This window comes from Kitasatospora sp. GP30, from assembly GCF_029892145.1.
In the GTDB taxonomy this organism is placed as follows: Bacteria; Actinomycetota; Actinomycetes; order Streptomycetales; family Streptomycetaceae; genus Kitasatospora; species Kitasatospora acidiphila.
Genome location: NZ_JARZAH010000020.1, coordinates 105727 through 118979, shown reverse-complemented (window position 1 = coordinate 118979; position 13253 = coordinate 105727). Strand labels below are relative to the sequence as shown.

Sequence of the window (13253 nt, the reverse complement as noted above, 5' to 3'; positions counted from 1 at the left end):
CCCGTTTAGAAGAAGCCGCAGGTCGGGGTACCGGCGCCGTTGGGCGCATGGGAGTGCTCACCGGCCACGCCGGCGGAGGTGTAGATCTCCAGGCGGATGCCGTCCGGGTCGGCGAAGAACACCCCGCCGGAGTCGGAGCCCTCACCGTGCGGAACCACGCCGTCATAGGCGAACTCGGCGCCCAGGGTGCGCAGCACCTGCTCGACGGCGCGGACCTGCTCCAGGCTCTCGGCCTCGAGGGACAGGTGGTGCAGGCCGGGCGCGGCGGTGTTGAAGCGTCCCTCGCTCTGCTGCCAGAGCGTGATCACCGGTCGGCCGTCCCGCCCCAGGAAGATGAAGCGCCCCTCGGGGTCGGTTCGGACCACCTCGAACCCGAAGACCTGCTGGTAGAAGGCGCGAGAGCGGTCCAAGTCGGTGACGTTCAGGCCGATGTGGCCGGTCTGGAAGGCGGCGACCGGCGCGGTGGCCACGGGCTGTGCGACTGCCTGAGTCATGGAGAACCCCCTGTCGTGAGGTCCGGAGAACGGGTCCGGACTAACCAGTGAAACGAGTATGGAGGGTTATCTTGAAGGGAGTCAACCGGTGTGGTGGGCGATGCCGGTTAGAATCGTCGGCAGGACACGTCAGGAGAGTCGATGACCGAGGATGCAGTGCCGCAGGACCCTCGCCCGTTGCCGGACGAGCCGCTCGTGGTCGACCTGCTCAACACGCGGTGGAACAACGGCGGCAACCCGCGCGACCTGCTGGCTTCGTCGGACGACCTGGCGCTCTGGCTCCGCGCCAACGGCTTCGCCGACCGGGTGCCCGCCGATGATGCGACCCGTGATGCCCTGATCCTCACCCGCGAGGTGATCAAGCGCCTGGTGGACGGCGAGGACCGGCCGGAGCTGCGAGCCGAACTGAACTCCGTGCTGGCGCATGGCTCGATCCGCCGCTCCCTCGCCGCGGACGGCCCGGCGGAGCGGGTGGAGGTCGACGCCCCGGCCTGGCTGCCCGCCTGGTCCGCCGCCGCCGACTACCTGCGCATGCTCGTCGAGGCGCCGGGCCGGATCCGCTCCTGCGCCCACCCTTCGTGCATCCTGTACTTCTACGACACCTCGAAGAACGGCACCCGCCGCTGGCACTCGATGGCCACCTGCGGAAACCGCGCCAAGGCCTCCCGCCACTACGCGCGCGGGAAGGTCTGACGCCGCTTCAAGGGGCGCCTCTTCAAGCGCCGCCCGTTCAAGGGACGCCTCTTCGAGGGGCGTCCCCTTCAAAGGGCACCTCTTCAAAACGACGCCGCTTCAACGGCGTCTCGTCAAGCACAGCCGGGCGCCTCGCACGGCGGGCGGCCGTGCGAGGCGTTTCGGCTACGGCCGGGGTGACTTGGGGCCGTGGACCGCCATGTACTCCGTCGCGAGCCAGGGCCCCAACTCGTCGAGCAGCAGGGCGAGATCGGCGGGATCCGGGCTCCCGGTGCGGGCGATCCCGGCGGCGGCCCGCATCTGTGCCCCGCGCTCGGGGTAGTACTGCGCGAACACGGCGGCGGACTCCGCGAGATCGCTCGTCCAGCCCTGCCGGCGCGGCATCACCAGGGTGAAGCCGGTGCGGACGATCTTGCGGGCCGCGCCCCGGCTCAGCGTCGTCAACTCGGCGCCGTTCGCTGCGCGTTCGCGCCAGCGTGGGAGGAACTCGGCGAGGTCGCCATTGGTCTCCCGGGCCAGCATGCCGTCCAGCCGGTAGCGGGGGAGCCGCTCGGCGAGGTCGGGCCCGAGTAGCGGCGTGCAGAGGCAGGCCAGGAACCACCCCAGGTCGTACCGCTCCAGGTCGCTGAGCAATCGCTCGGTGCTGAACAACAGCACGCTGCCGCCGTTGAGTTGGGGGCATCGGGCCTCCAGGGTGGCGAGCAGCTCGTTCGCGGTGGCCTGGTCGGCGTCGGTCGGCTCCCGGTGCAGCGCCAGCAGCAGGTCCAGATCCGAGCGCCCGGCCACCGCCGTGCCGCGCGGGATGCTGCCGAAGAGATACGCGCTGTGCAGCAGTTCCGGTCCGAACGCGGCCGCCACCGCCTCCCGGACTGCCGCCACCACCGGCACGTACTCCGCCGTCACCCGCGACAGCGACCCCTCACGGAGCATCAGCCCATCCTGGTCAAGCCCCTGACCTTGAATCACGGTTCACCTCTCCTGGTCCGGGGACCAGCGTGGCGGGTGAGGAACGTGCAGGTCAACGGGATTCCGGGTGGGGGGACGGCGACCACGGCCCCGGTTCGGGCCGCGCCTCGTCCGGAGTGTCCGGCCACGGCGGCATGGTGGCGGCGACGATCAGTAGGGCGGCATCTGGACCGGCACGGAACTGGAAGGCGGTGCCCAGCGGAATGCTCACCGTCACGCCGGGACGCAGCGCGGTGATCTCCGCGTGTCCGTCGGCGGCTCGGCGGCGCCACAACTCGCCCGAGCCGTCCACCACATGCCACAGCTCCTGCACGGTGGCATGCGAGACGGCCCGGGAGACCGCGCCGGGCGGCAGCTCGAAGCGGGCCATGCTCGCCGCGCCGGGCAGCACGCCGAGCGGCCGCACCGCCGACCCGTCGGGTGCCTCGACCACCGGGGCGTCGGTTAACTGCCAGGTGTCCATGAGCGGTTGGTCCCCTCTCAGCGGTTTTCAGCTGGTCCCAATGGCTCTCAGCGGTTCTCAACGATCGGTCGCCGGTGCCCAGGCGCGCGCGGCCGCGATCCGTCGCGCAGTGCTCGGGTGGGTGGCGAAGAGCAACTCCAGCAGGCGGGGCGGGTCGACGTCCGCCACATTGGTGAGCGCGAGCCGGCGCTGCATCGCGATGAACTGCTCCGGATCCCGGGTCAGATCCAGGGCGTGCTGGTCGGCGCGGGCCTCGATCCGCCGGCTCACCGCGGCCTGCGCCGGCCCACCGAGGGCTCCGAGCAGCGCCGCGCAGGCGGCCAGCAGCGGCAGCGAACGCGGGTCGGCGACATCGGCCACCCCGGCGGCGTTCAGCAGCGGGTGCAGCGACATCAACCAGCCCAGCACGCCGACCATCACCGCGGCGCCCACCGCGCCCAGCACCGTGCCACGCGGCACATCGCGGTGCTTGACGTGCCCCAGCTCGTGGGCCACCACCAGCTCCACCTCGCGCGGTGCGGCGGTGCTCAGCAGGGTGTCGTAGGCGACGATCCGGCGGGTGGCGCCGAAGCCGGAGACGTAGGCGTTCAGCGCGGTGGTCCGCCGCGAGGCGTCCGCGACCAGCACCTCCCGCACCCGCACCGCGTCGCGCTCGGCCAGGCCGAGCAGCGCGCTGCGCAACTCACCCTCCGGCATCGGGCGGAACCGGTTGAAGAGCGGCTCGACCACCAGCGGGAAGAGGAACGAGAGCAGCACGGTGAGCAGCGCCGCCGCGCCCGCCGCCGGGAGCCACCACCGGTTGGTGGACCAGCCGGTGAGGGCGTAGAGGCCGAGGGCGGCGGGCAGCATCAGGGCCAGGGTGAGGAGCAGGCCGCGCAGCAGGTCCACCGCCCAGCCGCCCCAGTCCTGGGTGACCAGCCCGTAGCGCGCCCGCACCACCCGCACCCGGGCGTTGAACGGCACCGCGAGCAGCTGCCCCAGCAGGATCAGGGCCGTTGCCCCGGCCAGCACCTCGGCCGCCCAGGAGCCGTCGAACAGCCCGCCCGCCCAGTGCACCAGCCGCGCCCCGGCCGGGGTCAGCCCCAGTACGAGTGACAGCGACAGCCCGGCCAGCTGTCCGCCGAGCAGCCACGGCAGCTGGGCCCGGCGCAGCGCCCGGCCGCGGGCCAGCTGCTCGGGGGTGAAGTCCGGTTCCGGGGTGAAGTCCGACTCCGCCTGCGCCGCTGTCGTCACCGGTGACCGCCTCCGTCGGGTCGACGCCGTGCTTCGTTCGACGCTCACCGTAGAGCATGGGGCTCACCGTGAAGGAAGGAGAGCCCGGGCAGGCGTACTCACCGGCGTCCCGTGTCGGGCACCCGTTCCACGGCCACCATTGCCGCGTCGTCCCCCAGCCGTCCGCCCGCGTGCTCCAGCAGATCACGGCGCAGGTGCTGCAGGAGGGCGGCCGGCCGCTCGGTCGTCCAGTCCCGGATCCGCTCGGTCAGCGGGTAGAAGGTCCGCGCCGCGTTCCGGGCCTCGATCACGCCGTCGGTGTAGAGCAGCAGCCGGTCGCTGGGCGAGAACCGGAACGAGTCCGCCTGGTACTGCGGCTCCAGCAGCCCGCCCAGGCCCAGCGGCGGCGCCGGACGGCGGACCTCCAGGGTCACCACCCGCCCGTGGTGCAGCAGGAGGGGCGGCGGATGGCCGCAGTTGATGATCTGGATCTGGGTGCCGTCGTCCGGGATGTCCAGGATCACCGCGGTGATGAACGACTCGGCGGCGTCATGGACCACCGGCTCGGGCGCCTCGTCATCGTCCGGCGGGTCGCAGGCGGCCGCGGCCAGGTCCCAACTGACGCTGCCGTCCAGGTATGCGGCGAGTTCCGGCAGCGAGGCCTGGAGGTGGGCGGCGGCCCGGAACGCCCCGAGCAGCAGGGCGGCCTCGCCCAATGAGGTCAGCCCTTTGCCCCGGACGTCGCCGACGATCAGCCGGGTGCCGTTGACGGTACGCGAGGCGGCGTACAGGTCCCCGCCGATCTGCGCCTCGGCGTCGGCGGCCAGGTAGACGGAGGCGATCCGCAGCGGGCCGATCCGGGTGGGCAGCGGTCGCAGCAGCACCTGCTGTGCCGTCTCGGAGACGGACCGCACCTGCACCAGCTCGCGGGCGTGCCGGTCGCGCAGTGCTCGGAACCCCACCACCAGTGCCGAGACCACGATCAGCGCGGCGATCTGGCTCTCGTGGTTGGACGTGGTCAGGCCGCCGTGCAGGATGCCGATCAGGAACAGCGCGGCCACGGCGATGGCGCTCACCAGGGCGGTCAGCCGGGCGCCGGCGAACGAGGCGGTGAGGGCGGGCGCCACCACGAGGAGCGGGCCCAGGTGGATGGACGGCGGGGACAGTATGTCCACCACCGTGATCACCAGGATCAGCCCAAGCGGCAGGAGCACCAGGGCGCGGCCGGGGCGCCGTGGCCGGGCGAGAGCAGCGGATCGCCGCGGGACAGGCACGCTTCCTCTCTACACCCCGGCGGGCCCGGGCGCACCGCGAAGCCGCTGGCGGTTCGGGGCCGGCGTCCAACCGCCGAGGCGCCGGCGGTTCGGGGCCGGCGTCCAACCGCCGAGGCGCCGGCAGTTCGGGGCCGGGCTTCAACCGCCGAGCCCTGGCGGTTCGGCGAGGCGGTGCGGGCTCAGCCGGGCAGCGTGGTTCCGTGCGGCAGCGTCCAGTCGCCGGAGGCGATCAGCGCGGGGCGCTCGCGCAGCCGGGCGGTGGCCGCGGGGCCCGCGAGGTAGACCCAGGCCGGTTCGGCGAGCCCGGTCCCGCGCACCGTGACCGGGAGCCGCTCGCGCACATAGAGGCCGGTGCCGTCCGTCCGGCAGCCCTCCAGTTCGTCCAGCAGGGCCAGCAGCCGCGGGTACTGGGCGGCCCGCAGCGTGAGCAGCTCGCCGACCACCCGGTGCGCGGGGTCGGGGAGCAGGAACGGATACCCGGGACCGTCGTGCAGTGCGGCCCCGGTCAGTACCGCCGGGCGGATCCGGGTGCAGCGGCCGGCCAGGTAGCGGGCGTGGTTGTGCAGCCCGGGGCGGAGCGTGCCGTAGACGAAGAACGGCAGCTGGTCGGACACGGTCGGTGCCTCCTCGGGCGGCAGGCACCCGGCGTGCACCCGGCGGGCGCCACCGCCACTGGCACGGTACTCGCCCGCCGTGGCGGTTCGACAGGGGTTTGGACTGGCGGAAGTCGGCTCGGATGCGCTGTCATGGCTCGGATCAGTACAGCACCGAACCTAGGAGATGCCCATGACGTCGGTTGGAACCCGGCAGGCCGCCCCAGCGGGGGCGGCACCCGTCCGGATATCCGGCGCGGTCTGGACCGCGCTGGCCCTGGTGTATGTGGTGTGGGGTTCCACCTATCTCGGGATCCGGATCGCGGTGGAGAGCATGCCCTCGCTGCTCTCCGGCGCGACGCGGTTCCTGCTCGCCGGCGCGCTGCTGCTCGCCGTGCTGGCGTGGCGGCTGGGGCCGGCCGCGCTGCGGGTGACCGGACGTCAGCTGGCGTCGACCGCGGTGGTCGGGGTGCTGCTGCTGGTCGGCGGCAACGGGCTGGTGGTGATCGCCGAGGGCAGCGTCCCGTCCGGGCTGACCGCGCTGCTGGTCGCCGTGGTGCCGATCTGGGTGGTGCTGCTGAAGGTGTCGGTGGGGGAGCGGCCGGGGTGGGCGCGGCTGCTCGGGGTGCTGCTGGGCCTGGTAGGGCTGGTGGTGTTGTCGCTGCCCGGGATCACCGGCAAGGTCTCGCTCGGCGGGGTGCTGCTGATCATGGCGGCCTCGCTCAGCTGGGCGGTCGGCTCCTTCGTCGGCACCCGGCTGCCGCGGCCCGCCAACGCCCTGGTGGCGAGCGCCTACCAGATGCTGATCGGCGGGTTCGGCTGCCTGCTGGTGGCGCTGGCCCGGGGCGAGCAGCACCAGCTGCACCTGAGCGCGATCACCACCCGCTCCTGGCTGGCGCTGGCCTACCTGGTGGTGGTCGGCTCGCTGGTCGGCTTCACCGCCTACGCCTGGCTGCTGCAGAACGCGCCGCTCGGGCTGGTCGCCACCTACGCCTACGTCAACCCGGTGGTCGCGGTCTTCCTGGGCTGGCTGGTGCTGGCGGAGCGACTGAGCGTGGCCGAGCTGGTCGGTGGCGCGATCGTGGTGGCGGCGGTCTGTGTGGTGGTGAGTACGGAACGGCGGGCGCGGAGCTGACCGGGCGGGGCCGGGTGCTGGGTGCACGCGGCTCGGGCCGGTCGTACGGTGGACGAGGGGGTGAGCGAAGGGAGTCCGTGATGCCTGGTTCCGTCACCCTCGGCCACCACATGGAGGCGGCGGCCACCGTGGAGCACTCCGACGCCGAACGGCTCGCCGTGCTGCTTGACGAGTTGGGCCAGCTGCTGGCCATCCAGGGCCCCACCCGGCTGAGCGACGAGCAGGTGAGCGCGCTGCGCGGCGGTGCGGAGGAGGAGCGCACCGAGCTGGCGCACTGGTGCCGGGGCCTCGCGGCGCAGCTGCACGACCGGCTCTGAGTACCGCACCGAACCGTACGCGCAACAGCACGATCGGCCCTGAGCAGCGCACCGAACCGCGGCGACGGCGCCCGTGGTCCGTCACGGACTGCGGGCGCTGACCGTTCTCAGGAGCGTCGGAACGTCAACAACCAGGCCTGACACATCCCTTGACAGTGCTCACCAGTGCGTGAGTACATGCCAGCCGTGCTCATACCATCCTTCCCCCGTCGCCCCCTCGGGCGCGCCGTCACCGCGCTGGCCCTGGCCGCGGCCGCCGCGCTGGGCGTGCCGACTGCCGCCTCCGCCACCACCGTGGGCGCCTCCGCCGCCTCCGCCGCCACTGCGGCGGCCTCCGCCACGACCGCGGTGGCCGGCGCCGCCGCCCAACCCTCCGCCGGGCGGGTCGAGACCAACTACGGCAACCCGGTCACGGCACTGCCCCCGATCAGCCGCCCGAGCGGCAAGCACTGCACGGTCACCGCCATGCAGCACGACTTCGCCAACAGCTACGGCCAGCCCTTCACCGGCACCCTCACCCCGCCCGCCGACTGCCCCGGGCCGTGGTCCAAGGTGGTCCTCGACTGGTCCGGCAGTGTGGCGGGCCGCCAGTACGACCGGCTGGCCGGCGTCTGGATCGGCGGCGCCGAGGTGCTGCGGACCAGTACGCCGGAGCCCGACCCGGCCGGCATCAGCTGGCACGTGGACCAGGACCTCACCGACTTCATCCCGCTGCTGCGCACCCAGCAGCCGGTGGTGGTCGACCTCGGCAACGTCGTCAACTCGACGTACACCGGCGTCTATCACATGACCATGACGGTCACCTACTACCAGGCTGACCGGGACAACGCGCCGGCCGCCACCGCCGACCAGGTGCTCCCCGTCTCGCAGTCGACGACCGCGCCCGGCTGGTGGACCCTCAACAAGGGCCAGAGCGCCACCGCCACCCTGGCGTTCCCGCGCAACCTGACCAGCGCCCGCCTGCAGGTCTACGCCCGCGGCGGCGGCTGCGAGGAGTTCTGGTACTCCAACGTCCCCGACGACTACGCGGCGGCCCACCCCGACTACGGCATGTGCGGCGGCGGCACCTACCGCGAGGTGCAGGTGCTGGTGGACGGGCGGCTCGCCGGCACCGTGCAGCCGTTCCCGGCCATCTACACCGGTGGGATCAGCCCGCTGATGTGGCGGCCGATCCCCAGCATCGACGCGTTCCGCACCCAGCCCTACGACGTGGACCTCACCCCGTTCGCCGGCACCCTGACCGACGGCCGCCAGCACACCGTCACGCTGCTGCCGCCGGCCGGGATCAGCGACTCCTGGACGCTGGACGGCAGCCTCTTCCTGACCACCGACCCGCTGCGCGCGCAGACCGGCGGCGCGGTCACCACCGACACCATCGCCGCCGCACCGCAGCTGAACACCACCGAGCAGAAGCAGTCCGACGGCAGCGACCTGATCACGGTCACCGCGGGCCGCGACTGGACGGTGGCCGGCTACGTCGACACCTCGCACGGCAGGATCACCACCACGGTCGAGCACCACGGCGACTACCGCAACACCGACACCCTCGCCAACCAGGGCCAGAACCAGGTGACCAGCCAGCGGGACAGCGGCTGGACGGTGGTCAGCACCGACGACGGCCACGGCCAGCCCCGGCAGCACCGCACCACCTGGTCGTACCCGCTCGACGTGACCAGCAGCTACACCCCCGGCAGCGGCTCGGACAGCTTCCTGGCGAGCGGTCAGGTCTCGGTGGCGCGTGAGCTGACCGACCAGACCCGGCACAGCCAGGGGGCGTGGCAGCAGCAGGTGTTCACCGACGACCGGCTGAACTCCCAAGGCGTGCTGGAGCGGCAGAACGGCACCGTGGTGCAGGCCGACGGCAGCTCGAACGAGCACTACCTCGGCAGCACCGCCGACGGCGGGTGCTACGACCACGAGCTGGCGGCCGACCACGGGTATCTGACGCTGGATCGCGTCAACGCCTCGACCAACGGCAGGGCCTGCGGCTGACGCCGGCCGCAACGGCAGGGCCTGCGGCTGACGCCGACCGAAGGCCCTGCGGAAACACGTCCGTGATGGTCATGTGAAACGTTGGGGAGAAGTCAAGGGCTGGTCCGGACTGTGTTCACACGGTCCCGACCAGCCCTTTGGCGTTTCATCAGTTCGCGGATCAACTCTCAAGTGCACCTGATGTGATGTCTGTCACGTCGGTTCATGCGGGGGATTTGTGCTGACTTGCTGTGATGCGTCTGTGACCTGCGGAAACGCGGAGTGTGCGTGATGTCACCGAGAAAACAGTTAAGGATTCGTGAAAGAGTTGATCTTGTTCTCGAAAGGGTTCTACGCTTCACTCTGCGGGTGTCAGCGGCGGATGGGGGTGCGGCCGACTGTCCAAGGATGACATCAGGGTCAGGCAAAGGCCGTGATGCTCAAAGCTGGCGAGATTGAGAGCACCGTTGCGTAAGAGGATCGCGCGTCTGAAGCCCGCGCTGCCCGGCCGTTCGGACCGGGTTCCACGTCGCCTCCGCAGAACCATGCTCGTGCTACCCGGGCTGACCACCCTGGCCGGATGCTCCGCCAACTCCGGGGGAACCGAAGCCTGGACGGTCAGTGTGGCCGTGGTGCTGCTCGGCGGCACCGCGGTGGCGGTCCGCCGGGTCACCGCCCGCCCACTGGAGCGGGCCCGCGACCAAGCCGCCCGCCACCTCTCCCAAGTGCTCGACGAGCGAGCCGGGTTGATGGCGGAGCGCACCAGAGTGGATGGCGAGCGCGAGGCCCAGCAGCGCCAACTCCAGGCGCAGGCCGCCGAACACCAGCGACTGCTCCGCAGTTACGAGGAGCTCCAGCAACAGCAGCACGACCTGACCGAGCAGTGGAGCGAGGCCGCCGCCGCCCACGCCGGCACCGTCGAGCGGCTGAAGAGCCTCCGGCAGGAGCACAGCCAGTTGCTCTCCCAGCGGGACGGCCTGGAGAAGGAACGCGACGACCTGCAGGGCAGCGTGGACGCGACCTTCGTCAACCTCGCGATGCGCACGCTGACCCTGGTCGAGCGTCAACTGGTGCTGATCGAGACGCTGGAGGGTCGGGAGGCCGACGCCACACAGCTGGACAACCTGTTCCGGCTCGACCACCTGGCCACCCGGATGCGCCGCAACAGCGAGAACATGCTGCTGCTCGCCGGCCTGGAGAACAGCCAGCGCAGCCGCAAGACGGTGACCCTGCTCGACGTGGTGCGCGCCGCGGTCTCCGAGATCGAGCGCTATGAGCGGGTCAAGCTCGGCTTCCTGGCCGCCGTCCGACTCACCGGCGCGGTCGCCGATGACACCAGCCACCTGCTCGCCGAACTGCTGGAGAACGCCACCGCGTTCTCGCCGCCGCAGGAGCAAGTCGAGATCGGCGGCTGGCTGTTGGACAACGGCGAACTGATGGTCTCGGTCAACGACCGGGGCATCGGCCTGCCGCCGGACCGGATGCGCGCCCTCAACGAGCAACTCGCCGAGCAGCTGCCCAGCGACTCGAGCGAGCGGCGGGACGCGCTGATGGCCGGCGCGTTGACCGGGCGCAGCATGGGCCTCTTCGTGGTCGCCAGGCTGGCCGCGCGGCACGGGCTGCGGGTGCAGCTGCGCGAGAACGGGCAGGGTGGCGGGGTGACCGCCATGGTGGTGCTGCCGCGCGAGGCGCTGCAGCAGGACGACGTCAGCACCGCCGACCTCGACGACCAGCGGCAGGCCGAGCGCAGTGCGACCGCGGCGGCGGCGCAGGTGCGGGCGGTGGAGACGCGGGCCGCCGAGGCGGCCGCTGCCGCAGCCACCGCGCCCGCGCCGGCTGCCCCCGCACCGGCGGCCGCGCCCGCGCCGGGGGTCGGTGAACTGCCCGCGCTGCCCCGGCGGCGGCCGGCGCACGCTGCCCGGCCGGCTGCGGCGGAGGGCGGAGGCGGCGCTGACGCAACGGGCCTGGCTGAGAACGCCGTCGCGGAGTCGGCTGCCTCCGAGGCCCCAGCTGCTGGGCCCGCCGTTGCTTCCGAGGCGCCTGCTGCTTTCGAGGCCTCCGCTGCTGAGCCTGCCGCCGAGCCGGGTGCCGCCGCACCGGGTGCCGCCGCACCGGGTGCCGCCGCACCGGGTGCAGCCGCACCGGTCAGTGCGGACAGTAGCCCGTTGGATCAGCCCACCCAGCAGCTGATGATCCGTCACCTTCACTCCCAGGGCGAGCAGCTGACCGAGCTCGGTCTGCCGCGCCGAGTGCCGCGCTCGACCGGCCTGCCGGGCACCGGCGAGGCCCCGGCCTCCGGGCTGCGCAGGGTCACCGGTGCCTCCGGCCCGGTGCACGCCAGGCCGGACGCGACGGGCGGCGGCGCGAGCCCTGCCGACGCGGAGGCCTCGTCGCCCCGTTCGCGCACCTCCGCCGAAGAGCTGCGCCGCCGACTGGGCGGCTTCCAGAGCGGGTTGCGTCAGGCAGCCCGAGAGTCCGCTCCCGAGGGATCCGAGGGACAGAACCGATGAGCGACTTCGACTACCAGCTCGCCCCCGCCCAGTCCGCCCCGCCATCGCACGGCGCGATGCCCCAACCCTCGGTCAGCCAGGCCGCGATGAACGTCCACTGGCTGCTCGGCGACTTCCTCGGCCAGGTGCCGGGGGTGGCCGAGGCCGTGGTGGTCTCCGCCGACGGGCTGCTGCTCGCCGACTCCCAGCAGGGCCGCAAAGCCGATGAACTCTCGGCCATCGTCTCGGCGTTGACCAGCCTGGCCGGCGGACTGGCCCGGGCCATCGAGTTCGGCGGGGTCAAGCAGACCATGGTCACCATGGACGAGGGCCATGTGGTGGTGATGGCCATCAGCGACGGCTCCTGCCTCGGGGTGTACGCCTCGCTCCAGTGCGATCTGGGTGTGCTGGCCTACCAGATGTCGCTGCTGGTCGAGCGCGCCGGCCACGCCCTGACTCCCCAGGTGCGCAGCGAGCTCCGCCGGGCGGTGGCGGTCCGATGAGCAACAGTTCCCAGGAGGTGGGAAGCATGTCCGGCACCGCCCACAGCGGTATCCCTGTGAGTACGGTCGGCCCGGGTGCCGGGCGCAGTCTGCGCGCCGACACCGGCCGTACCAGCCAAGGGCGTTCCTCCCGGGTGCGGCCGTACACCATCACCCGCGGCCGGACCCGGTTCGGGCGGGTGCTGCTGGTCGAGACCCTGGTGTCGGCGCTCAACCGCCCAGCGGACCCGGCCGACCGCAGCCTGCCGGAGCTGGCCGCCATCTGCGATCTGACGAGGGGTCAGATGCGCTCGATCGCGGAGATCTCGGCGCTGCTGCAGATCCCGCTCGGTGTGGTGAAGGTGCTGGTGAGCGATCTCGCCGAGCAGGGCCGGGTGCGGGTGCACGGCGACGACTCGGCCCAACCGCTCGACACCGAGGCGGCGTTGTCGGGCAAGCGCGATTTGCTGGAAAGGGTGCTCGGTGGACTTCGCAAGCTCTGACGCGCCGTTCGGCGTGCCCCAGCCGGGCGCGCTGCCACCCGGCGTGCCGCTGGCGGCCGGTTCGGCCACCTCCACCAAGATCGTGGTGGCGGGCGGCTTCGGCGTCGGCAAGACCACCTTCGTCACCTCGGTCTCCGAGATCCCGCCGCTCACCACCGAGGCGGTGATGACCGAGGCCAGCGTCGGCGTCGACGACACCGCGGCCGTCCCGAACAAGACGTCCACCACCGTGGCCATGGACTTCGGTCGGATCAGCCTGGAATCCGACCTGGTGCTCTACCTGTTCGGCACGCCGGGGCAGGGCCGGTTCTGGTTCATGTGGGACGACCTGGTCCGTGGTGCGGTCGGCGCCGTGGTGCTGGCGGACACCCGCCGACTGGCCGACTCCTTCCCGGCGTTGGACTACTTCGAGGGCAGCGGTCTGCCGTTCGTGGTCGCGGTCAACCAGTTCGAGGGTGCCCCCGTGTATTCGCCGGAGGCGGTGCGCGACTCGCTCGCCATCCCCGAGCACGTGCCGGTGCTGATCTTCGACGCACGTCAACGCGCTTCCGTCGTCGACGTGTTGATCCAGCTGATGGTGCACGCGCTGGCCGCCGAGCCGGCCCCCGTAAGCTGACGGCCTTCAGCTCACCTTCCTCACAACCCTCAGCAACACTTCGCA

The 13253-nt window shown here is 72.1% G+C and carries 14 protein-coding genes; 8 read left to right on the top strand and 6 right to left on the bottom strand.

Features of this window, described 5'->3' with window-relative positions; genetic code table 11:
* Positions 1-5: 5 nt before the first annotated feature.
* Complete coding sequence (locus P3T35_RS25070) at positions 6-494, bottom strand: VOC family protein (RefSeq protein WP_101383425.1); 489 nt, start codon at positions 492-494, stop codon at positions 6-8.
* A 141-nt stretch (positions 495-635) separates the two neighbouring features.
* Here P3T35_RS25070 and P3T35_RS25065 point away from each other — a divergent pair, with 141 nt between their 5' ends.
* Positions 636-1187 carry a CGNR zinc finger domain-containing protein gene (locus P3T35_RS25065; protein ID WP_101383426.1) on the top strand — a complete coding sequence of 184 codons (552 nt, stop codon included), beginning with the start codon at positions 636-638 and terminating at the stop codon, positions 1185-1187.
* Positions 1188-1352: 165 nt separating this feature from the next.
* Here the strand turns inward: P3T35_RS25065 and P3T35_RS25060 are convergent, their stop codons facing one another.
* The 5 genes from P3T35_RS25060 to P3T35_RS25040 form a co-directional block, all read right to left on the bottom strand.
* Positions 1353-2117, bottom strand: a complete 765-nt coding sequence (locus P3T35_RS25060) for a nucleotidyltransferase domain-containing protein (protein WP_101383427.1) — start codon at positions 2115-2117, stop codon at positions 1353-1355.
* Positions 2118-2205: 88 nt separating this feature from the next.
* On the bottom strand, positions 2206-2616 hold the full coding sequence (locus P3T35_RS25055; protein WP_180356712.1) for a cupin domain-containing protein: 411 nt from the start codon (positions 2614-2616) through the stop codon (positions 2206-2208).
* 57 nt (positions 2617-2673) lie between these two features.
* Positions 2674-3849: a M48 family metalloprotease gene (locus tag P3T35_RS25050; protein ID WP_101383428.1), complete on the bottom strand. Its 1176-nt coding sequence runs from the start codon at positions 3847-3849 to the stop codon at positions 2674-2676.
* Between the two features lie 98 nt (positions 3850-3947).
* Positions 3948-5102, bottom strand: coding sequence for a PP2C family protein-serine/threonine phosphatase (locus tag P3T35_RS25045; protein WP_101383429.1), 1155 nt, complete (start codon positions 5100-5102; stop codon positions 3948-3950).
* Between the two features lie 179 nt (positions 5103-5281).
* Positions 5282-5716, bottom strand: a complete 435-nt coding sequence (locus P3T35_RS25040; RefSeq protein WP_180356713.1) for a gamma-glutamylcyclotransferase family protein — start codon at positions 5714-5716, stop codon at positions 5282-5284.
* Positions 5717-5888: 172 nt separating this feature from the next.
* On the opposite strand from P3T35_RS25040, the gene P3T35_RS25035 reads away from it, so the two are divergent.
* The 7 genes from P3T35_RS25035 to P3T35_RS25005 all read left to right on the top strand — a co-directional run bounded on the left by P3T35_RS25035 (position 5889) and on the right by P3T35_RS25005 (position 13208).
* A complete protein-coding gene (locus P3T35_RS25035) occupies positions 5889-6830 on the top strand; it encodes an EamA family transporter (RefSeq protein WP_280707784.1) in 942 nt (313 codons plus the stop codon).
* 80 nt (positions 6831-6910) lie between these two features.
* The gene (locus tag P3T35_RS25030) at positions 6911-7147 is read left to right on the top strand and encodes a hypothetical protein (protein WP_101383431.1); all 237 of its coding nucleotides are present in this window, start codon (positions 6911-6913) and stop codon (positions 7145-7147) included.
* A gap of 186 nt (positions 7148-7333) precedes the next feature.
* A complete protein-coding gene (locus tag P3T35_RS25025; RefSeq protein WP_143676978.1) occupies positions 7334-9139 on the top strand; it encodes a peptide-N4-asparagine amidase in 1806 nt (601 codons plus the stop codon).
* Positions 9140-9663: 524 nt separating this feature from the next.
* Entirely contained in the window at positions 9664-11628 is a 1965-nt protein-coding gene (locus tag P3T35_RS25020) for an ATP-binding protein (protein ID WP_101383433.1), read from the top strand.
* Between the two features lie 56 nt (positions 11629-11684).
* The gene (locus tag P3T35_RS25015; RefSeq protein WP_101385437.1) at positions 11685-12110 is read left to right on the top strand and encodes a roadblock/LC7 domain-containing protein; all 426 of its coding nucleotides are present in this window, start codon (positions 11685-11687) and stop codon (positions 12108-12110) included.
* Positions 12107-12592 (top strand): DUF742 domain-containing protein, encoded by a 486-nt coding sequence (locus P3T35_RS25010; RefSeq protein WP_280707782.1) that lies wholly within the window; start codon positions 12107-12109, stop codon positions 12590-12592. The genes P3T35_RS25015 and P3T35_RS25010 overlap by 4 nt, the downstream gene beginning before the upstream one ends.
* Complete coding sequence (locus P3T35_RS25005; protein WP_101383435.1) at positions 12573-13208, top strand: ATP/GTP-binding protein; 636 nt, start codon at positions 12573-12575, stop codon at positions 13206-13208. Before P3T35_RS25010 ends, P3T35_RS25005 begins: the two co-directional genes overlap by 20 nt.
* Positions 13209-13253 lie beyond the last annotated feature (45 nt).